This is a genomic window from Rhizobium sp. NXC24 (assembly GCF_002944315.1).
Lineage (GTDB): Bacteria > Pseudomonadota > Alphaproteobacteria > Rhizobiales > Rhizobiaceae > Rhizobium.
Genome location: NZ_CP024311.1, coordinates 529621 through 548360, shown reverse-complemented (window position 1 = coordinate 548360; position 18740 = coordinate 529621). Strand labels below are relative to the sequence as shown.

Below are 18740 nucleotides of genomic sequence, written 5' to 3'. Positions count from 1 at the left end.
GCCTTCATCCGCGGGCGGCTTTTTTCGCTTTTACGTGCGCGCGAACTTGATTTACCCCTCACAAAGCGAATAGTTTCCGCGACTAACTCAGAGTGCCCCCGCCCTCGCCAGACGGCCAGCGGCGCGAACCGCAAGGAGCCCCTCCATGAACGCCCTCGTCGAACAACTGAAGAGCACCGCAGCGGCCACCAAGGCCACCGATATCCGCGCCGCCTTCGCCGCCGACGCCCAACGTTTCTCCCGCTTCAGCACCTCGCTTGACGACCTGCTGATGGACTATTCCAAGACCGCGGTGAACGACGAGATCTTCGCGCTTCTCGAGAAGCTCGCAACCGAAGGCGGCATCGCAGCCAAGCGCGACGAGATGTTCTCGGGCGTTGCCATCAACTTCACCGAAAACCGCGCCGTTCTGCACACCGCGCTGCGCAATCGCTCCAACACGCCTGTTCTCGTCGACGGCAAGGATGTGATGCCCGACGTCAACGGCGTCTTGGCGGCCATGGGCAAATTTGCCGACGGCATCCGCTCTGGCACGCTAAAGGGCGCGACCGGCAAGGCGATCACTGACGTCATCAATATCGGCATCGGCGGCTCCGACCTCGGTCCGGTCATGGCGACCTTGGCGCTAGCTCCCTTCCATGACGGCCCGCGCGCGCATTTCGTCTCCAACATCGACGGCGCCCATATCGCCGACATCCTGAAGCTCGTTTCGCCGGAAACGACGCTGTTCATCATTGCGTCCAAGACCTTCACCACCATCGAGACGATGACGAACGCCCAGACGGCGCGCAACTTCATCGCCAAGGCGCTTGGCGAAGCAGCCGTTCAGCATCACTTCGCCGCCGTTTCGACCGCGCTCGACAAGGTTGCCGCCTTCGGCATCGACAGCGAGCGCGTCTTCGGCTTCTGGGATTGGGTTGGCGGCCGCTACTCGATCTGGTCAGCCATCGGCCTGCCGCTGATGATCGCCGTCGGTCCGGAGAACTTCGGCAAGTTTCTCGACGGCGCGCATGCGATGGACAACCATTTTCGCAAGGCGCCCTTCAAGGAAAACCTGCCGATGCTGCTTGGCCTCATCGGCTTCTACCATCGCAACGTGCTGGGCTACACCACCCGCGCCATCCTGCCCTATGACCAGCGCCTGTCGCGCTTCCCGGCCTATCTGCAGCAGCTCGACATGGAATCGAACGGCAAGGGGGTCACCATCGACGGCACGCCGGTCGAGGGCAATTCCGGTCCCGTCGTCTGGGGCGAGCCGGGCACCAACGGCCAGCATGCCTTCTACCAGCTCATCCACCAGGGCACGAGCATCATCCCGGCCGAATTCATGATTGCCGCCAATGCCTTCGAACCGGATCTGCGTCACCAGCACCAATTGCTGATGGCGAACTGCGTGGCACAGTCGGAAGCCCTGATGAAGGGCCGCACCTTCGCGGAAGCCAAGGCCCAGCTCACCGCCAAGGGCATGGACGACAAGAAGGCCGATTTCATCGCGCCGCATCGCGTCTTCACCGGCAACCGTCCGTCGATCACCTTTGTCTACGACAAGCTGACGCCTTATGCGCTCGGCCGCCTGATCGCTCTCTATGAACACCGCGTTTTTGTCGAAGGCGTGCTGTTCCGCATCAACTCCTTCGACCAGTGGGGCGTCGAGCTCGGCAAGGAGCTGGCAACCGGCCTGCTGCCGGTCATCGAAGGCAAGGAAAGCGCTGCCGGCCATGATTCGTCGACACAGGGCCTGGTGGCTGCGCTGGCAAGCCGGGCGAAGTAACTCTCTTCGACCAAAAATAAGATGGCCCCGTCTGCTGCGTCAGGCGGGGCTTTTTTGTTGGTGATAGACTTACGCGGCAATCGCGATGGTTATCCCGCCCGCCAGGGGCGGGATAGGACCCCTTACAGCCCAATCTCACTCGCCCAGGGCGGATTTGCCCCTGCCCTGGAAACCGTAACGGCTGCCGCCTTGGCGCCCAAAGCGAGTGCGTCGCGAAGCGCCTTCTCATCCAGCGAAGCGACCTGCGCCTTGGTCAGCAGATCATTCATCTTCAGCGATGCCAGGATGCCTGCGTCGAACGTGTCGCCTGCTCCCACGGTATCGACCACGGTGACGCGTTCGCTCGGGACCGTAACCTTCAACGACTTCGTGTACCCTGTCGCGCCCTCGGCGCCCTTGGTAACGACGATCAGCTTGGCGCCCTGGTTCAGCCAGTGAGCAGCAAGCTCGTCATGGTTTCCGGGGATGCCGAACCATTCCAGGTCCTCGTCCGAGAATTTCAGGATATCGGACATGGCGGCCATGCGGCTGATACGGCCCATATGCGCGGCCTTGTCCTTGATGAAACCGGGCCGGATGTTCGGATCGAGCGAAATGACGCGGCTTTGGTGCTCGCGCTTCATCAGCGCTTCATAGGTCGCGCCGCAAGGGTTGGGGATTAGGCTGATGGCGCCGAAATGCAGGGCTTCGCAGTCGTCCCCCAAGGTCGGGAGATCGGCCTCGGTGATCATGCGGCCGGCGGAACCTTCGTCGTAGAAGGCATAGGTCGCCTGACCATTGACGAGCTTGACGAAAGCGATCGTGCTCGGACGGGGAGCGATGGCGCAATAGCTGTAATCCACCTTGGCCGCCGAGAGCGTCTCGCGCAGGATATCGCCCATCATGTCGTCGGCAATGCCGGTGAAGAAACCGGTCGGCACGCCCAGGCGGCCAAGCGCAATCGCAGTGTTGAAGATCGCACCGCCGGCATAGGGCGCAAAGGCCTTTTCACCCAGCGTCGTATCTCGCGGCAGCATGTCGATCAAAGCTTCGCCACAGCACAATATCATTCCGGCCTCCTCGAGCGCACGTCTGTCGTCTAGTTCCGTAAATCGATTAGATAACTTTGCGGCAAAAGCAAAGCGTCACTTTGTTGCCAGTTCCGATACACCGCCGTTGCGGCCGGACCAGGCGAGTGGAGCGTCGAGAAAAGCTTCAACTTCTTCGAGCGTTTTGTCGTCGAACAGCTTTTGCGCCTTGGCGACGGCAAGCGCGTCACGCCAGGTGGCGATATGGTGAAGCCGAACCTTGCGATTGGCAAACCGCTCCTCGGCTTCCGGGAAAATGCCGTAGTAAAACAGCGCCATGCCGTGGTCGACGATGCCGCCGGCGGCGCGGATGGCGTCGATGAACGTGAACATGCTGCCGCCCGCCGTCGTCAGATCCTCGATGACCAGCACGCGCGCCCCCTCAGGCATATGGCCCTCGATCTGCGCATTGCGGCCATGGCCCTTCGGCTGCTTGCGGACATAGATCATTGGCAAGTCGAGGCGTTCGGCGAGGAAGGCGGCGAAGGGAATGCCCGCTGTTTCACCGCCGGCGACGCAATCGAACTGCTCGAAACCGGCATCGCGCATGACGATGCTGGCGGCGAAATCCATCACGGTGGAGCGGATGCGCGGGTAGGAAATCAGCTTGCGGCAATCGATATAGACTGGACTCGCCATGCCCGAAGCGAGCTTATATGGTTTGTCGGCGCTGAAATGCACCGCCTTGATCTCCCAAAGCATCTTCGCCACCAATTCGGCCATAACGGCGCGATCGGAAAATGTCATCTGGGTGGTCATGCGGGCCTCCTTCGCTATTTAAGACATTCCTGCGGCAATAGCAGCAAGTGGCCGAGGTTTCCAGACGGATCGCGGGTTTTATGCCCCCCTCCCGAGGCTGCTATTTCATCGAGTTCGGTCTCTCCGAAACGGCGCCGATATCGGCGGGCAGCATTGCCTTGAACAGGGCGATCGCCCTATCGCCCTCCTCTTTCCCGATCGAAATCGCGTAGCGCACGGCGGCTGCAACCAGTTGCATGGTCAGTCGAGCGACCCGAGCCAGCTCCGCGGAATCGCGCGCAGGCCAGAGACGATGGAGAACAGCCAGAAAAGCCTGGGAATGCCACTCCATATCCTCGGCATCGATCTCCTGCAGAAGCTTGTCGGCCTGCGTCGCATGCCAGATATCCCGCATCACCGGCTCATCGCGGAACATCGCATAGTAACCGTCGACGATGCTGCCAAGAGCGCCTTGAAGATCGGCGGTGCTTTTCACGCGAGCCAGTTCGCTTTCCACACATTGCCGCCCCTGTTCATTGAAGCGTTCGGCTAGGACGCGGATGATGGCGGTCTTGTCGGGAAAATATTGATAGAGCGAACCGAAGGATACGCCGGCCTTTTCGACGATCTCGCCCATACGCAACGCGTCGCTGCCGTTCTTTTCGATCAGCTCCATGGCAACGGACAATATCCGCTCGACACGCTCGCGGCCGCGCTGCTGGCTGGGGATTCGGCGCGGCGTCCCCGCCTCCTCCTTGCTGCGCCTGCGCTTAACAACCGGTTCCTGCTTCATGTCACGACTCGTCCAACATTCTTGACAGACGATATAAGAGAGTTTATCACATTTCGCAAATAAGATAATTTATCACATTCCGAGTAGGAAAAGGCCCGATAGGGATTTTCCGATTATGCCCGTGAAACCGCCGCACCCGGCATCTGGAGTGTCCCGTCATGACCTATCCGATCACGAATATCGCTCTCATTACTGCCGCGCTCGGCAGCGGTCTTCTCGCCGGCGTCTACTTTGCCTTCTCGACGTTCATTATGCAGGCCTTTGCCCGTCTTACCGTCGATCAGGGCGTCGCCGCCATGCAATCGATCAATACGACGATTGTGCGTTCACCCTTTATCGTACTGTTCCTGTTGACGGCGGCGCTCTCGGTGTTCATAGCGGTCCTGGCCATCGTGTATTGGCGGGGCGGCGTCAGCATCCTGATGATTGCTGGCGCGGCGCTCTACCTCGTCGCCAGCCTTCTTTCGACCATGGTATTCAACGTTCCTTTGAATGACGCTTTGGATAAGCTCGATGGCCGTACGGCGGAAGCAGCTCAGCTATGGAGCACCTATCTCACCGATTGGACGAGATGGAACCATGTGCGCACCGTGGCGTCGCTGCTTGCTTCCTGCGCCTTCGTCCGGGCTCTCTTTTAGCTGACCATCAGGACGCCGTGCGGGAAACGTCCGGCGAGACGGCGTGCAGATAGGCCGTAACCTCGACGCGGTTGCGGCCATTACGCTTGGCGGCATAAAGCGCCTTGTCGGCGGCACTGAGGACGCTGTCGAAGCCCATGCCCTCGGGGGTGCCGAGCGCAATGCCGGCGCTGACCGTGCAGGCGAAAGACTTGCCGTCCACGGTGAACTCGCGGGCCGCAAAAGCATCGCGCACCCGTTCGGCGATCTGCTCGGCCCGGCCCGGCAAGGCATTGTCGAGGACAAGCGCGAATTCTTCGCCGCCGAGACGGGCCACCGTGTCGGAGGCCCGCAGTCCACCCGACAATTCCTTGGCAAAAAGCTTTAGCACTATGTCGCCGGTGGCATGGCCATACTGATCGTTGACGGACTTGAAGCGATCGATGTCGAAGACGATCACCGCCATGGAAGGGCCGAAAGAGCGGTGGCCATAGAGATCGAACAGAGCCCGCCGGTTGAGCAGGCCGGTCAGCGGATCGGTGATGGCCTGCTGACGATGATGCGCCGCCTGACGCCATTGGTGTAGCGCCAGCGACAGGGCGCCGATGCCGGTCATGCCGGCAATGCAGATGGCAAGGCTGACATCTTCGGCCCAATTGTCCGGCGCATGGCCAAGCACGAGTTTGCCGTCCCAGATCAAGACTCCTGCACACAGCGCGAAGGAAATAGCAGTCAATGTGTAAAGCGCGGTGATGCCGTAGAGCGGCGTCGGCGCCTCCTGACGGCTTAGCCAATATTCGCGCGCCGTTAGCAGGAGGAGCACTGCGACGACGATATTGTCGCACATGAAAGCGAGGCCATCATAACCGGCGAGCATGGCCGGCACGGAAGCGGCAATACCGGTCAGGCTTCCCAACAGAGCGCGGGCCTTGGAAAACCGGCGCGTGCGGAACTGATATCCCGCCGCCCAGATGACCGAAAAGCCGATGAAAAACAGCACGAAGGTAATAATGGCGAGCGTCGGTCGCGGCTGGTCGACATAAGCACCATAGGTGAAAATCCCGACGACGATTGGTACAAGACCGGCAGAACAGGTCAGCAGGAATGTCTCCGGCCGACGGGAAAACCAGCTTCCACCCAGCGTCACCGCAAGACAGGAGGCGGAAACGCCAAGGGCCAGCAGAAGAGAATTATAATCAAGCTCCATGCTCTTCCTTCGACGGTTTCATTCCACACCGTTAGGGATCGGCATAACGCTACCCCTCAAGGGGTATCAAATTGGTTACGGGATCCGATAAAGATCATGTATTTCAATGAAATATGCCTTTGATATTACGAAAGCAGTTTTCGAACAAAATATTTTCATCGGCGCGCAGAGTTATTTTCTCAGCCCTCGACATCCCAGTGCAAGGGGAACATCGGATCGAAGACGGTAATGGGGCCGGCTCCAGTTTCGATCCTGTCGGGAAAGGCAACCGATTCCGCGCGGCGGATCAGGGTAATGCGATCCTCGTTCGCCGCAAGCCCATACCAGGCGGGACCGTTCAGCGAAGCGAAAGCCTCGAGCTTGTCGAGCGCGCCTTCTTGTTCAAAAACATGCGCCAGGCAGCTCATGGTGTTGAGCGACGTATAGATGCCGGCGCAGCCACAGGCGCATTCCTTCAGCGGATCGACATGCGGGGCGGAATCGGTGCCGAGGAAGAATTTAGCGTCGCCGCTCGTGGCGGCCGCACGCAGCGCCAGGCGGTGGCTTTCGCGCTTGGCGACCGGCAGGCAGTAATAATGCGGCCGGATGCCGCCGACGAGGATGGCGTTGCGGTTGATGATCAGGTGATGCGTGGTGATCGAGCCGGCGAGATTGGCCTTTGCCGACTTGATGTAGTCGATGCCATCAGATGTCGTCACGTGCTCCATGGTGACTTTCAGTTCCGGCAGGCGCTGACGCAGCGGATCGAGCACGGTCTCGATGAAAACGGCCTCGCGGTCGAAAATATCGACATCCGGCGACGTCACCTCGCCATGCACGCAGAGCGGCAGGCCGATCTTGGCCATGCGCTCCAGCACCGGCATGGCCTTGTCCATATTCCGAACGCCGCCATGGGAGTTGGTCGTCGCACCGGCGGGATAAAGTTTGACGGCGGTAATGAGGCCGCTTTTCTTGCCTTCCTCGACATCGTCGGGATCGGTGTGCTCGGTGAGATAAAGCGTCATCAGCGGCTGGAAGCGGTCGCCTGCCGGCAATGCCTTCAGAATGCGCTCACGATAGGCAGCCGCATCCGCCGTGGTGACAACCGGCGGCACAAGGTTCGGCATGATGATGGCGCGGGCGAAATGCCTCGAGGTATCGCCGATCACGCCTTCCAGCACGGCGCCATCCCGCAGATGCAGATGCCAATCGTCGGGGCGGCGGATGGTGAGCTTTTGCATGGCGCGAACCTCTGAATGGTCTCAATTTGTCGCGCTTTCGATAGCACCATAAGCCACCGCAAAACAATCAGCGATGACGTGTAAATGACAGCGGAGTTCAGCCCTGCACGATATCGATGGTAAAATCGGCCGGACGGCGGTTCTCGAGGATCAGCCGGCCGTTCGGCAGGTCGTTGCCGTAGACCTTGGCACCGGCGGCCTCGTCGTCGAGGTCATAGCCCCTCCAACGCTCCCAGAGCCGTTGCTCCAAGACCTCGATCGGCGGCGCCAGCATGATCGAATAGTCGAACATGCCTTCCAGCTCCGCCCATTTGCCCTGGCTGAAGAGCAGGTAGTTGCCCTCGATGACGATGAAACGGTGATCGGGGGAGACGATGCGGGCCGACGCGATGGCGATCTCACGTGAGCGATCGAAGACCGGTACCAGCACCTCCTGATCGGCCGCTCGCACCGCTTTGACGATATCGAGAAAGGCGCGGACGTCGAAGCTTTCGGGAACACCCTTGCGCTTCAGCAGACCCTTTTCGATCAGGACGGCATTGTCCATGTGGAAGCCGTCCATCGGCAGGACCTCGGCGCTCTCACCCTTGGCTTTGAGCGCCTTGGCCACATTGTCCGCCAGCGTCGATTTGCCGGCGCCGGGCGGGCCGGCAATCGCGACGAGAAACCGTTTTGCGCCAGCGGCGCGCCCGATAATCTCGTCGGCGATTCCCTCAAGCACCGAACTCATGCGGCGACTGTCTCTGCCGGCGGCGCCTTGGCGCCGGTCATGAAGGCAACGGCATCCGACATGGAATATTCCTTGGGATTGATCACGGTCAGACGACGCCCGAGGCGATGGATATGGATGCGATCCGCCACCTCGAAGACATGCGGCATATTGTGCGAGATCAACACGATCGGCAAGCCACGGGCACGCACGTCCAGAATAAGCTCCAGCACCTTGCGGCTTTCCTTGACGCCAAGAGCGGCCGTCGGCTCGTCCATGATGACGACCTTGGAACCGAAGGCAGCGGCGCGTGCCACCGCCACACCCTGGCGCTGGCCGCCTGAGAGCGTTTCCACCGCCTGGTTGATGTTCTGGATCGTCATCAGGCCGAGCTCGGTGAGCTTGTCGCGGGCGCGCTTTTCCATCGCCGGCCGGTCCAGCATGCGGAACCAGGAGCCAAGGATACCGGGCTTCCGGATCTCGCGGCCGAGGAACATATTGTCCGCGATCGAGAGCGCCGGCGACAGCGCCAGGTTCTGGTACACCGTCTCGATGCCGGCCTCGCGCGCTTCCATCGGCGATCTGAAGTGGACGGGTTTCCCCTCCAGCCTGATCTCGCCTTCATCGGGCGTGGTCGCGCCGGAAATCGCCTTGATCAGCGAGGATTTGCCGGCGCCGTTATCGCCGATGACGGCAAGGATTTCGCCGGGATAGAGGTCGAAATCGGCATTGTCGAGGGCGGTCACGCGTCCATAACGCTTGATGAGGCCGCGGGCTGTGAGAAGGGGTTCGCCAGTCGTGGTCATGCCGACACCTTTCTGATCCATTGATCGATCGCGACGGCGCCGATGATCAGCACGCCAGTCAGAAGAACCTTCCACTGCGGGTCAGCTCCGAGCATGTTGAGGCCCATGGACACCACGCCGACGATCATCGCGCCGAACAGCGTGCCGAGGATCGAACCGCGGCCACCGAAGAGCGAGATGCCGCCGATCACGGTCGCGGTAATTGCCTGAAGATTGAAATCCGTCACGGCCGAGGATGGCGAGATCGAACCGTTGCGGCCGATCGAGACCCAAGCGGCAAACGCTGCGATCAGTCCCGAAACACCATAGACGGCAAGCAGCACCTTCTTGGTCTGGATACCGGACAATTTTGCCGCTTCCGGATCGTCGCCGACGGCATAGACATGCCGGCCCCAAGCCGTGTGATTGAGCACATACCATAGGCCCACTACCAGGAGCACCATGGCGATGACGCCGAGCGTCAGCACCGCGCCGCCAAGGCGGAAGCTGATGGCGAAGAAATGCAGGAGCGGCGCTTGTTCGTCGACATCGGTGTCGCGAATGGTCTCATTGGCGGAATAGATGAAATTCGTCGCCATGACGATGTTCCAGGTGCCGAGCGTCACGATGAACGGCGGCAGCTTCATGGTGGCGACAAGGAAACCGTTGAGCAACCCGCACACGCCGCCCGCGAGCATGCCGGCAAGAACGGCAATCGGCGTCGGCATGCCATAGGTTATGGCGCAGTTGCCCATGATGACAGCGGAAATGACCATGATCACGCCGATCGACAGATCGATGCCGGCGGTCAGGATGACCAGCGTCTGCGCCGCGCCGAGAATACCGACGACAGCGATCTGCTGCAGGACGAGAGTCAGCGTGTAGGCGGAGAAGAAGCGCCCGCCGATGGCAATGCCGAAGACGATGATTGCCACCACCAATACGATCAATGGCACCGCGGCCGGCGTCGAATGCAAGAAATGCTGTGTGCGTTTGAGAATAGTGACATCCTGGTGCTCGAACGAGGCAACGTTCTTGTCGCTGCCGTCGAGAACACGCTCGAATTCCTGTGCTCCGGTCATTGTTTTCCTCCGCAACCGCGCCGAACTACGCGGAAACCGCCGGGTGTTGAAACCGGCCGAAGCTCAAGCCCGGCCGGCGTTGGTATGACGAAGGCATAGCCCCAATCCGAAGAGCCGCATCAGTGGATGTGAAAACGGCCTTCGGACAGGATCATGCCAAACCCAGGACGAGGCTTAGCCCCAGCACTTCGCGGTGCCTTCCTTGGTGTCGATGGATTTCAGGCCGGTAACCGGCTTGTCCGTCACCAGCGAAACGCCGGTGTCGAAGAAGGACTTGCCTGGGGTCGGCTTCGGCTTCTCGCCGGTGTCGGCGAACTTCTTGATCGCTTCGACGCCGAGAGCGGCCATCATCAGCGGATACTGCTGCGAAGTCGCACCGATCACGCCATCCTTGACCGACTTGACGCCCGGGCAACCGCCGTCAACCGAGACGATCAGGACCTGCTTTTCCAGGCCAACGGCCTTCAGCGCCTGATAGGCACCGATAGCGGCCGGCTCGTTGATCGTGTGGATGACGTTGATGCTGGAGTCCTTCTGCAGAAGGTTTTCCATGGCCTTGCGGCCGCCTTCTTCGTTGCCGTTGGTGACGTCATGACCGACGATACGCGGATCATTCTCGTCGCCGATCTTGTTCGGGTCCTTCGGGTCGATGCCGAAGCCGATCATGAAGCCCTGGTCGCGCAGGACGTCGACGGTCGGCTGCGACGGCGTCAGGTCGAGGAAGCCGATCTTGGCGTCCTTGGCCTTAGCGCCGAGGGTCTTGTTGGCCCACTCGCCAATCAGCTTGCCGGCGAGAAGATTGTCGGTGGCGAAAGTCGCGTCGGCGGCGTCAGCCGGATCCAGCGGCGTGTCGAGCGCGATGACCAGGAGGCCCGCGTCACGCGCCTTCTTGACCGTCGGTACGATGCCCTTGGTATCGGAAGCGGCGATCAGAATGCCCTTGGCGCCTTCGGCGATGCAGCTTTCGACCGCAGCGACCTGGCTTTCGCTGTCACCGTCGATCTTGCCGGCATAGGACTTCAGCGTCACGCCGAGTTCCTTGGCCTTGGCGGTAGCACCTTCCTTCATCTTAACGAAGAAGGGGTTCGTGTCCGTCTTGGTGATGAGGCAGGCGGAAACGTTGGCAGCGTTGGCCGGCGCGGCAAAGACGACACCGATCGCCAGAGCGGCGAATGCTGCGGAAACAACTGATTTCTTCATTCAATCCTCCCAAAATTTGAATAGACCGGAACTTTTCCGGTTGCCCCGGCTCGCTCGGAGTCCGGATAAAGACGCACCATGCCTGCTTAGATTTCTTCCAGATTGGCCGCCTCCAAGGCCATGGCACGTCCTCCAACGCCCACATCTGAACCTAAAGATTTCGTCCTGTCAATAAATAAATCGGATTGAATTATTAATTGGATGTGGCATGTTGCTGAAAAATGCGGCATGGCCATGATGGAAGGAGCGGGCCAATGTCTCCCCTGCAAGACCCGGCGGATACACCGACATCACCCTCGATTCTCGACCCCAGCGGGGGCGCGAACCAGGTGCGCGTGCGCGCGCATAACGAACGGCTGGTGTTGTCGCTGGTGCGCCGTCACGGCGCGCTGTCGAAGGCGGAGATTGCGCGGCGCAGCGGGCTGTCGGCGCAGACGGTCTCCGTCATTATGCGGGCGCTGGAGAAAGACGGGCTGCTGTCGCGCGGTGATCCCGTGCGCGGGCGCGTGGGGCAACCTTCCATTCCGATGCGGCTCAATCCGGATGCAGTGCTCTCCTTCGGCGTCAAGATCGGCAGGCGCAGCGCCGATCTCGTGCTGATGGATTTCGTCGGCCACATACGAATGCAGCTTCACCAGATCTACCCTTACCCACTGCCGCAGGACATTATGTCCTTCGTCACGTCAGGCATTGCGGAACTTGAAGCGCGCCTCAGCAGCGAGGAGCGTCGCCGGCTTGCCGGAGTCGGCATCGCTGCCCCCTTCGAACTCTGGAACTGGGCGGAAGAAGTCGGTGCACCCGATGGAGCGATGGAGGCCTGGCGCGGGTTCGACCTGCAGGCGGAGGTCGCCGCCCGCGTGCCCTATCTCGTCTATCTGCAGAACGACGCCACCAGCGCCTGCGGCGCCGAACTCGTCTTCGGCGTCGGCCCGCGCTATCCGGATTTCGTCTATCTTTTCATCGGTTCCTTCCTCGGCGGCGGCATCGTTCTGAACTCCTCGATTTTCGTGGGGCGGACCGGAACGGCGGGTGCGCTCGGCCCCCTGCCTGTGCGAGGGCGCAATGGCGAAACTCGGCAGTTGCTCGACATCGCCTCGATCTTCGTGCTCGAAAACCTGCTGAGGGATCGCGGCTTCGATCCGAGGCCGCTCTGGTATTCGGCGGACAACTGGATCGACTTCGGCGAGCCGCTGGAAACCTGGATCCAGGACACCGCCAAGGCGCTGGCGCAGGCGATCGTCGCCGCCGCATCCATTATCGATTTCAGCGCTGCCATCATCGACGGCGGCTTTCCCGACTGGGTGCGCGAACGGGTCGTGCGCGCCACCATCAAAGCGGCCTCGGACCTCGACCTGCAAGGCGTCGTCATGCCGGAAATTATCGAAGGCGCAGTGGGGCCGCAGGCGCGTGCCATCGGCGGCGCCAGCCTGCCGATTTTCGCGCGCTATCTCATCGACCAAAACATACTTTTCAAGGAGATAGACCATGTTGAAGGGCATTGACCCACTATTGAGCCCCGACCTCCTGGCGACGCTGCGCGCCATGGGACACGGCGATGAAATCGCCCTCGTCGACGGCAATTATCCGGGTCTCGAACATGCCCGCCGCCTGATCCGCCTCGATGGCCACGACGTCGTCCGGGTGCTCGATGCCGTGCTGAGCGTGCTGCCGATCGACGATTTCGTACCGCAGGCGATTTTCCGCGCGACGGTCAAGCAGGACCGCGATGCCCTCGATCCCGTGCATGTGGAAATGGTCGACGTTTGCGCGCGGCATGTTCCCGACATCAAGGTGGTGCCGCTGCTGCCGGCTGAATTCTACGAGCGGGTGAAGCAGGCGCATGCGCTGGTGCAGACCAGCGAGCCGCGGCTTTATGGAAATATCATTCTGCGCAAGGGTGTGATCTATCCCCGCTAAACTCGGCTATAGTCATGATTCCCAAAATGGAAACTACTCTTGTTTCCATTTTGGGAACACTCTATAGATGAACAATGCGAGTCATTGCCAAATCCGCACTGATCAAATTTTGCGCGCGGCTTCCGAAAGGGCAGCAAGCGACCGCAGAGGCGGCAATGGCAGATTGGCATACGACGACATCGGACGCCGACTGGAACAACTTCTCCGAGTTGAAGGCGACATTCAATTCCGCCGACTATGTGACGAATGGCAAAATCGTCTTCGATGTGGGCGGCAATAAGTATCGGATCGTTGGTCTTGTCGGATTTCGCACAAAGCGCGTGTTTATCCTGTTCGTTGGAACACATGCTGAATATGACGCCATAGACGTGGCAAAATTGTAAGGGAGGCCGCTATGATGGATCTCGGTGCCCTTCGCACCTTGCAGACTGAAGAGGAATATGAAGCCGCGCTGAAGGCGGTACGGCCATATTTCGAAAATGAACCTGAAGCCGATACTCCTGAAGCCGCACATTTCGATGCGCTCGTGCTGTTTATCGAAGAATACGAGGCAAAGCATTATCCAATCCCACGCGCCTCGCCGGTCGATGTGATCAAATCCGTAATGATGACAAACAACTACACCCGCGCGGATCTCGTCGAAATCATTGGCTCAAAGGCCAGGGTTGCCGACCTCCTGAACGGCCGTCGGGAAATCAACCTCGATCAGATCAAGAAGATTAGCCGTGCCTGGCATATTCCAGTGGGCGCGCTTGTGGGCGATCTGGTCGCGTGAGGTGATCCAAAGCGGATCGCTTCGGATCACCGGATATCCAGATATATTATCCCTTGATATCCCCCGCCGACGGCCCCCAGACGTCCGTCATGGCAAAACCGTTCGCCATTGGATCGAAGGGATCGAGCGCCACCTGGCTGAGACCGAAGGTGAAGCCGCGGCCGGTGATGGTGGGGATGATGGCAGGTTTGCCGGCAACTTCCGTGACCGCGTGCAAGCCGACCTCGAATTCCGAGCCGATGATCGAGCGGGATTTGAAGATATCGCCGACCTTGGCCTTGCCGCGGGCATGCAGCGTGGCGAGGTTGGCGGAACTGCCCGTGCCGCAGGGCGAACGGTCGGCGCGGCCGGGCCACATGGTCGTGCAGGTGCGGACCGCGCCATCGGCATCGACATCCCGGAACATGACATAGGCGACGCCGGAGATCGCCGGAATTTCCGGATGCACCACTGGGATTGCGCGATTGATCAGGTCCTTCAGGATCATGCCGGCCTGCACGAGCGATGCGGCGTTGGCCTTCTCGATCGTCAGATTGACCTGACCGACATCGACCAGCGCGTAAAAAATGCCGCCATAGCAGAGGTCGAGCTCGATCCTGCCCCAATGCGGCGTGTCGATCTGCACGTCCAGCTCATGCACAAAGGACGGAACCATGGTAAGCCGCACCTTCTCGCAGCGGCCTTCACAGCAGGTGGCGGTCGCCCGCACCAGGCCAGCGGCGGTGTCGAGCGTAACCACAGTTTCCGGTTCTTTCATCTCGACGATGCCGGATTCGAGCAGCGCCGTCGTCACGCAGATTGAATTGGAGCCGGAGCTCGCATGTGCCTGATCTGGCTGCAGGATGATGAAGCCGGCATCAGCATCGGGATGCTTGGCTGACAGCAGCAGGTTGACGGAGCCGATCGGTGCGCCGCGCGGCTCCAGCACCAGGAAGCGGCGCAATTCCTCGCCCTTCGGATCGGTGTTCAACCATTGTAGCTGCTCGGCGATCGTATTGCCGGGGATCTTCGGCACGCCGCCGATCGCGACCTTGCCGATTTCACCTTCGCAATGAACGTCGAGCAACTGGATCGTGCGCTTCCATCTCATGTCGGTAACTCCAATCAGACGTGACGGGTGATGCCGCCATCGACGCGGATATTCTGGCCGGTGATATAGCCGGCGCCGTCGGAAAGCAGGAAGGCCGCGGTCTTGGCGATCTCGCTCATCAGGCCGATACGCTTCATCGGCACCTTGTCGGCGGTTTCCGGCTTGTGATTCAGGCTGTCGATGTAGCCGGGCAGAATGCAGTTCATGCGGATATTATCGGCCGCATACCGATCCGAATAAAGCTTGGTGAAGGCGCCGGCCGCGGCGCGGTAGGTGCAGGAGACCGGGAAAATCAAAGAGGGTTCGTAGGCCGCGAACGTGGTAATGTTGACGAAAGCGCCCTTGCCCTGCTTCAGCATGACCGGCGTGACCAGCCTCGCCATACGCACTAGCGACAGGATCATCATATCGGAACCAAGCGTCCAGCTCTCGTCCGAGATATCGAGCAGATCGCCCTTCGGCGGGTGGCCGGTATGGTTGACCACGGCGTCGATGCGGCCGTAGCTCTTCATCGTCAGGTCGAAGATCGCCTGGATATCCTCGGCTTTTTCGGCGACGCCGCGCGAGGCGACACCGCCGAGTTCAGAGGCCAGCTTCTCGCAGCTTTCCGAGGGCGACATCAACGCGAGACGATAGCCGCTCGCCGAGAGTTCGCGAGCGATGGCTTCGCCCATGCCGCGGCCGCCGCCGGTGATTAGCGCAACAGGCTTTTCGGTTTCGGACATCTGTTTCCTCCTAATAGCGATTGATACGGAACGGGGTCATGTCGACCTCGGGCGTGACGCCTGTCATCATATCGGCCATCAACCTTGCTGTCGTCGCCGAAAAGGTCAGTCCCAGATGGCCGTGGCCGGTGGCATACCAGACGCCGGGAATGCGCGAGGACGGCGAGATGATCGGGATCGTGTCGGGCAGCGCCGGGCGATGGCCCATCCAGTCCTTGGCATCCTCCACCTGCAGCCCCGGCAGCGCCCGCTGGGCGTGACGGACGAGGATGCGCGGGCGGCGAAAATCCGGGGGCGCGTCAAGGCCCGCCAATTCGACATTGCCGCCGACGCGAATGCCGCCGGCCGTTGGGGTCACCATGAAGGCGCGGTGCGGCCAGATGATCGAATAGCGCATGGCAATGCCAGGCTTCATAATCTGCGTGTGATAGCCGCGTTCTGTCTCGAGCGGGATCGGCTCGCCAAGCGCCGACGCGATAAAGCGCGTATGGACACCGGCGGCGAGTACGACATCATTGGCCTCCAGCCGACGCCCGCCTTCGAGAAGCACCGAGACCGCGCCATTTGCCTGGCGCTCGGCGGTCTGGACCGCGCCGGAGGTGAAGGTGACACCGAGCGCCTTTGCGGCATCCACCAGCTTGAGGACGAGCTGATAGGGATCGCGGATCGACTTGTTATCCGGCAGCAGCACCGCCTTGGCGATCTTCGGCGACAGAGCCGGTTCATAGCCGCGGATTTCCGTGCCGGAGAGAACCTTGTGCTCGAAACCATAACGCCGCATTAGCTCGATATGGCCACGGTCGCCGGCAAACTCCGATTCGGTCTCGTAGATGGCCAGGCAGCCTTCTTCCGTCATCAGGTCCAGGGCACCGATGGCATCGAGCATCGTCCTGAAATCGCCGAGAGCGTGGCGAGACAGGCTCATGCCGGCATCTTCGATCTCCCTCAACCGAGAGGGCCGACCGGCGGCGACGAAGCGCAGGAACCAGGGTAGCATCTTCAGCGCATAGGACGGCCTCAGCCAAACCGGACCTTCCGGGTCCAGCAGCCAGCCCGGAATTTTCGCCCAAGTGGACGGGCCGGAACTGGCAGCGAAATCGAGGGCGATGCTCGCCATATTGCCGAAGGAGGCGCCCTCACCTGGCTCGCCCTTGTCCACGAGCGTCACCTGCCGGCCGCGCCGCTGCAATTCGAAGGCGATCGCCACGCCAATAATGCCGGCGCCGACAACGACGACCGCCCGCCTGTTTTCGTCCATTCCTCAAATCCACCCGCAGAGCGTCAGCTCGATTTGACGCGATTCCGTGATATATCAGATCAGGAGGTGTGGCTATGAGGTTTTTGCTGGAGAACGACCGGCCACGCGCAAATCCATGGCCGGTGGATACACGAGAATAACTATTGGCCGATCACCGTGCCGACGCTGCTGCCGGTCGTCTCAACGCTGTCGCCGACAGAGCCGACGGTATTGCCGGCGGATGCGCCAAGGCGGCGGATCTGCTCGCCGTAATTCTGGCGGGTGCGCGGATCGAAGATGGCGATCGGCGCACTGACGGCGACGCTGGCCGCGCTACCGACCGTCTGCGCCGCACCGATGGCAACCGCGCCGACCGCTTCGCCGATGCCGACATCGGAATCGGTGATGGTCTGTCCCTCGATCAGCCGGTCGCCGATCAGCTTGACCACTTCCGGGCTCTCGGCGAATTTGCCGTGGTTCAGACTGTCGCCGGTCTTGAGCTTGGTGAGATCGAGCACGGTGATGCCCTCTTTTTCCAGAGCGCTGCGATAGGGCTCGGCGCTCGGGTCGATCTGGCCAAGGCGGTCGACATTGCCGGAGATGCGGCGCGACAGCGAGAGCGCCCGGTCATCGCGCGAGACGAATAGGGTAAAATGCGGCCTGTCCTTGCCGAGCGCCCTAAATTGCTGGCCGAAGACATCAACGTCGAGGTCGGGAGACGCGAGGATGACATTCTTGATCTTCGGCGCGACACGGCCGTCGCGGATCGCCATCTGCCTCAAGGCCTCGACAGCGAGCCAGGTGCCCATGGAGTGGGCCATGACGGTGATATCGCCGACAGAGGGATTGGAGGAGGCGCGACGCAGCAGTTCTTCCAGCGCGTCGCGGGAATAATTGGCGCTTTCCTTGTCGTAGGCATAGTCGAAAATGCTGGCCCGCGACGGCCAGGTGAAAACGACCGGCGCGACATCGGCATGAGAGTCATGGACGATCTGAGCGAAGCGATAGACCGAATCCTCATAGCGGTTGTTGAATCCGTGCACGAAAATCAGCACGCGCTTGTTCTTCGGCAGATGCGTGCGCAGCCAGGCCTGATTGTCGGCCACACTCATCAGCGGCTGGACGGAGGTGGTGACGAAATTCTTTAGGGGATTGCCGGGCAGACGGCTCGGCCATTGTACCTGACCGACCTTGCGATTGGCCTCCGGCGGGATAGAGACGCTGACCGCATCCACCTTCAAGCCAGGGCCGCGCTCTCCTGAAAACAAGATCGCCGGATCCTCATCCGGCAGGCGCGTGGTGGCGACTAGCAGATCGACCTTTGAGGTGCCCGGAATATTGTCGGCGACCGGCTGCATGACGCCGATCGGACGGCCGCCGCAGGCGGTCAGAGACAGCGCCGCAATGACGGCGATCGCCCGGAAGAGGGCCTTCCCCCATTGGCCAGCATCTTCCATGCGCTGCATCGCGCCAACCCTCTTCATCGCAGCTCCAATATCGCCGTTAACATACCTATGGAAGGTAACGGTGCAAGCGGCGTTCGCTGTCTTTGCAACGTGACGAGGCGCTAATTCACAACAGCGAGGCAAAGGCGCAACGGTGGGTTGGAAAGATTGCGGCCGTCAAGACGTCGGCGGGAACCCGAGAAACCCGGAAAATAAAAAGAGCCCGATGCGGGAGGAGGATGCATCGGGCTCTTGATCCTGATTGGCAACTGGGAGGAGGAGGAGTGTTGCCAATCGATGAAGGAGCGCTGGGAGGAGGAGGTGCGCTGCCTTCGAGGTAGTAGATATAACCGTCTGGCAGG

At 60.8% G+C, this 18740-nt stretch carries 19 protein-coding genes; 6 read left to right on the top strand and 13 right to left on the bottom strand.

All coding sequences use genetic code 11. The annotated features are described in order from the left end of the window. Positions 1 to 145: 145 nt before the first annotated feature. Positions 146 to 1771, top strand: coding sequence for a glucose-6-phosphate isomerase (pgi, locus tag NXC24_RS02730; RefSeq protein WP_104821903.1), 1626 nt, complete (start codon positions 146 to 148; stop codon positions 1769 to 1771). Positions 1772 to 1893: 122 nt separating this feature from the next. On the opposite strand, the gene NXC24_RS02725 is transcribed toward pgi, so the two are convergent. The 3 genes from NXC24_RS02725 to NXC24_RS02715 all read right to left on the bottom strand — a co-directional run bounded on the left by NXC24_RS02725 (position 1894) and on the right by NXC24_RS02715 (position 4369). Beyond that, positions 1894 to 2820 carry a carbohydrate kinase gene (locus NXC24_RS02725; RefSeq protein WP_104821902.1) on the bottom strand — a complete coding sequence of 309 codons (927 nt, stop codon included), beginning with the start codon at positions 2818 to 2820 and terminating at the stop codon, positions 1894 to 1896. Between the two features lie 75 nt (positions 2821 to 2895). After that, complete coding sequence (locus tag NXC24_RS02720) at positions 2896 to 3597, bottom strand: orotate phosphoribosyltransferase (protein ID WP_104821901.1); 702 nt, start codon at positions 3595 to 3597, stop codon at positions 2896 to 2898. Between the two features lie 100 nt (positions 3598 to 3697). After that, positions 3698 to 4369: a TetR/AcrR family transcriptional regulator gene (locus NXC24_RS02715; RefSeq protein ID WP_104821900.1), complete on the bottom strand. Its 672-nt coding sequence runs from the start codon at positions 4367 to 4369 to the stop codon at positions 3698 to 3700. A gap of 158 nt (positions 4370 to 4527) precedes the next feature. Here NXC24_RS02715 and NXC24_RS02710 point away from each other — a divergent pair, with 158 nt between their 5' ends. Next, complete coding sequence (locus NXC24_RS02710) at positions 4528 to 5007, top strand: anthrone oxygenase family protein (RefSeq protein ID WP_104821899.1); 480 nt, start codon at positions 4528 to 4530, stop codon at positions 5005 to 5007. A 7-nt stretch (positions 5008 to 5014) separates the two neighbouring features. On the opposite strand, the gene NXC24_RS02705 is transcribed toward NXC24_RS02710, so the two are convergent. The 6 genes from NXC24_RS02705 to NXC24_RS02680 form a co-directional block, all read right to left on the bottom strand. Beyond that, on the bottom strand, positions 5015 to 6193 hold the full coding sequence (locus tag NXC24_RS02705; RefSeq protein ID WP_104821898.1) for a GGDEF domain-containing protein: 1179 nt from the start codon (positions 6191 to 6193) through the stop codon (positions 5015 to 5017). A gap of 179 nt (positions 6194 to 6372) precedes the next feature. Beyond that, on the bottom strand, positions 6373 to 7413 hold the full coding sequence (gene pyrC, locus NXC24_RS02700; RefSeq protein WP_104821897.1) for a dihydroorotase: 1041 nt from the start codon (positions 7411 to 7413) through the stop codon (positions 6373 to 6375). A 97-nt stretch (positions 7414 to 7510) separates the two neighbouring features. Further along, entirely contained in the window at positions 7511 to 8143 is a 633-nt protein-coding gene (locus NXC24_RS02695; protein ID WP_104821896.1) for a nucleoside triphosphate hydrolase, read from the bottom strand. Next, positions 8140 to 8949 (bottom strand): ATP-binding cassette domain-containing protein, encoded by an 810-nt coding sequence (locus NXC24_RS02690; protein WP_199773513.1) that lies wholly within the window; start codon positions 8947 to 8949, stop codon positions 8140 to 8142. Before NXC24_RS02690 ends, NXC24_RS02695 begins: the two co-directional genes overlap by 4 nt. Beyond that, positions 8925 to 9989 carry an ABC transporter permease gene (locus NXC24_RS02685; RefSeq protein ID WP_104821895.1) on the bottom strand — a complete coding sequence of 355 codons (1065 nt, stop codon included), beginning with the start codon at positions 9987 to 9989 and terminating at the stop codon, positions 8925 to 8927. The genes NXC24_RS02690 and NXC24_RS02685 overlap by 25 nt, the downstream gene beginning before the upstream one ends. 174 nt (positions 9990 to 10163) lie before the next feature. Continuing rightward, a complete protein-coding gene (locus NXC24_RS02680; RefSeq protein WP_104821894.1) occupies positions 10164 to 11189 on the bottom strand; it encodes a sugar ABC transporter substrate-binding protein in 1026 nt (341 codons plus the stop codon). A gap of 254 nt (positions 11190 to 11443) precedes the next feature. Here NXC24_RS02680 and NXC24_RS02675 point away from each other — a divergent pair, with 254 nt between their 5' ends. From NXC24_RS02675 to NXC24_RS02660, 4 genes are all read left to right on the top strand, one after another. Further along, positions 11444 to 12691: an ROK family transcriptional regulator gene (locus NXC24_RS02675; RefSeq protein ID WP_104821893.1), complete on the top strand. Its 1248-nt coding sequence runs from the start codon at positions 11444 to 11446 to the stop codon at positions 12689 to 12691. Beyond that, the gene (locus NXC24_RS02670) at positions 12675 to 13106 is read left to right on the top strand and encodes an RbsD/FucU family protein (protein WP_104821892.1); all 432 of its coding nucleotides are present in this window, start codon (positions 12675 to 12677) and stop codon (positions 13104 to 13106) included. The genes NXC24_RS02675 and NXC24_RS02670 overlap by 17 nt, the downstream gene beginning before the upstream one ends. Before the next feature lie 155 nt (positions 13107 to 13261). Continuing rightward, on the top strand, positions 13262 to 13489 hold the full coding sequence (locus NXC24_RS02665) for a type II toxin-antitoxin system HigB family toxin (protein ID WP_245463921.1): 228 nt from the start codon (positions 13262 to 13264) through the stop codon (positions 13487 to 13489). Positions 13490 to 13503: 14 nt separating this feature from the next. Then, positions 13504 to 13881 carry a transcriptional regulator gene (locus NXC24_RS02660; protein WP_245463920.1) on the top strand — a complete coding sequence of 126 codons (378 nt, stop codon included), beginning with the start codon at positions 13504 to 13506 and terminating at the stop codon, positions 13879 to 13881. A gap of 46 nt (positions 13882 to 13927) precedes the next feature. Here NXC24_RS02660 and NXC24_RS02655 read toward each other — a convergent pair whose 3' ends face one another. The 4 genes from NXC24_RS02655 to NXC24_RS02640 form a co-directional block, all read right to left on the bottom strand. After that, positions 13928 to 14971 carry a 4-hydroxyproline epimerase gene (locus NXC24_RS02655; RefSeq protein ID WP_104821889.1) on the bottom strand — a complete coding sequence of 348 codons (1044 nt, stop codon included), beginning with the start codon at positions 14969 to 14971 and terminating at the stop codon, positions 13928 to 13930. Positions 14972 to 14985: 14 nt separating this feature from the next. Continuing rightward, entirely contained in the window at positions 14986 to 15696 is a 711-nt protein-coding gene (locus tag NXC24_RS02650; protein WP_104821888.1) for an SDR family oxidoreductase, read from the bottom strand. A 10-nt stretch (positions 15697 to 15706) separates the two neighbouring features. After that, positions 15707 to 16954: an FAD-dependent oxidoreductase gene (locus NXC24_RS02645; RefSeq protein WP_104821887.1), complete on the bottom strand. Its 1248-nt coding sequence runs from the start codon at positions 16952 to 16954 to the stop codon at positions 15707 to 15709. A 140-nt stretch (positions 16955 to 17094) separates the two neighbouring features. Then, a complete protein-coding gene (locus tag NXC24_RS02640) occupies positions 17095 to 18399 on the bottom strand; it encodes an alpha/beta hydrolase (RefSeq protein ID WP_104824969.1) in 1305 nt (434 codons plus the stop codon). Between the last annotated feature and the right edge of the window lie 341 nt (positions 18400 to 18740).

Excerpts from the sequence above, each read along its gene's own strand:
- pgi (WP_104821903.1), top strand. The coding sequence starts at position 146 with ATGAACGCCCTCGTCGAACAACTGAAGAGCACCGCAGCGGCCACCAAG.
- NXC24_RS02725 (WP_104821902.1), bottom strand. The coding sequence starts at position 2,820 with ATGATATTGTGCTGTGGCGAAGCTTTGATCGACATGCTGCCGCGAGAT.
- NXC24_RS02720 (WP_104821901.1), bottom strand. The coding sequence starts at position 3,597 with ATGACCACCCAGATGACATTTTCCGATCGCGCCGTTATGGCCGAATTG.
- NXC24_RS02715 (WP_104821900.1), bottom strand. The coding sequence starts at position 4,369 with ATGAAGCAGGAACCGGTTGTTAAGCGCAGGCGCAGCAAGGAGGAGGCG.
- NXC24_RS02710 (WP_104821899.1), top strand. The coding sequence starts at position 4,528 with ATGACCTATCCGATCACGAATATCGCTCTCATTACTGCCGCGCTCGGC.
- NXC24_RS02705 (WP_104821898.1), bottom strand. The coding sequence starts at position 6,193 with ATGGAGCTTGATTATAATTCTCTTCTGCTGGCCCTTGGCGTTTCCGCC.
- pyrC (WP_104821897.1), bottom strand. The coding sequence starts at position 7,413 with ATGCAAAAGCTCACCATCCGCCGCCCCGACGATTGGCATCTGCATCTG.
- NXC24_RS02695 (WP_104821896.1), bottom strand. The coding sequence starts at position 8,143 with ATGAGTTCGGTGCTTGAGGGAATCGCCGACGAGATTATCGGGCGCGCC.
- NXC24_RS02690 (WP_199773513.1), bottom strand. The coding sequence starts at position 8,949 with ATGGATCAGAAAGGTGTCGGCATGACCACGACTGGCGAACCCCTTCTC.
- NXC24_RS02685 (WP_104821895.1), bottom strand. The coding sequence starts at position 9,989 with ATGACCGGAGCACAGGAATTCGAGCGTGTTCTCGACGGCAGCGACAAG.
- NXC24_RS02680 (WP_104821894.1), bottom strand. The coding sequence starts at position 11,189 with ATGAAGAAATCAGTTGTTTCCGCAGCATTCGCCGCTCTGGCGATCGGT.
- NXC24_RS02675 (WP_104821893.1), top strand. The coding sequence starts at position 11,444 with ATGTCTCCCCTGCAAGACCCGGCGGATACACCGACATCACCCTCGATT.
- NXC24_RS02670 (WP_104821892.1), top strand. The coding sequence starts at position 12,675 with ATGTTGAAGGGCATTGACCCACTATTGAGCCCCGACCTCCTGGCGACG.
- NXC24_RS02665 (WP_245463921.1), top strand. The coding sequence starts at position 13,262 with ATGGCAGATTGGCATACGACGACATCGGACGCCGACTGGAACAACTTC.
- NXC24_RS02660 (WP_245463920.1), top strand. The coding sequence starts at position 13,504 with ATGGATCTCGGTGCCCTTCGCACCTTGCAGACTGAAGAGGAATATGAA.
- NXC24_RS02655 (WP_104821889.1), bottom strand. The coding sequence starts at position 14,971 with ATGAGATGGAAGCGCACGATCCAGTTGCTCGACGTTCATTGCGAAGGT.
- NXC24_RS02650 (WP_104821888.1), bottom strand. The coding sequence starts at position 15,696 with ATGTCCGAAACCGAAAAGCCTGTTGCGCTAATCACCGGCGGCGGCCGC.
- NXC24_RS02645 (WP_104821887.1), bottom strand. The coding sequence starts at position 16,954 with ATGGACGAAAACAGGCGGGCGGTCGTCGTTGTCGGCGCCGGCATTATT.
- NXC24_RS02640 (WP_104824969.1), bottom strand. The coding sequence starts at position 18,399 with ATGCAGCGCATGGAAGATGCTGGCCAATGGGGGAAGGCCCTCTTCCGG.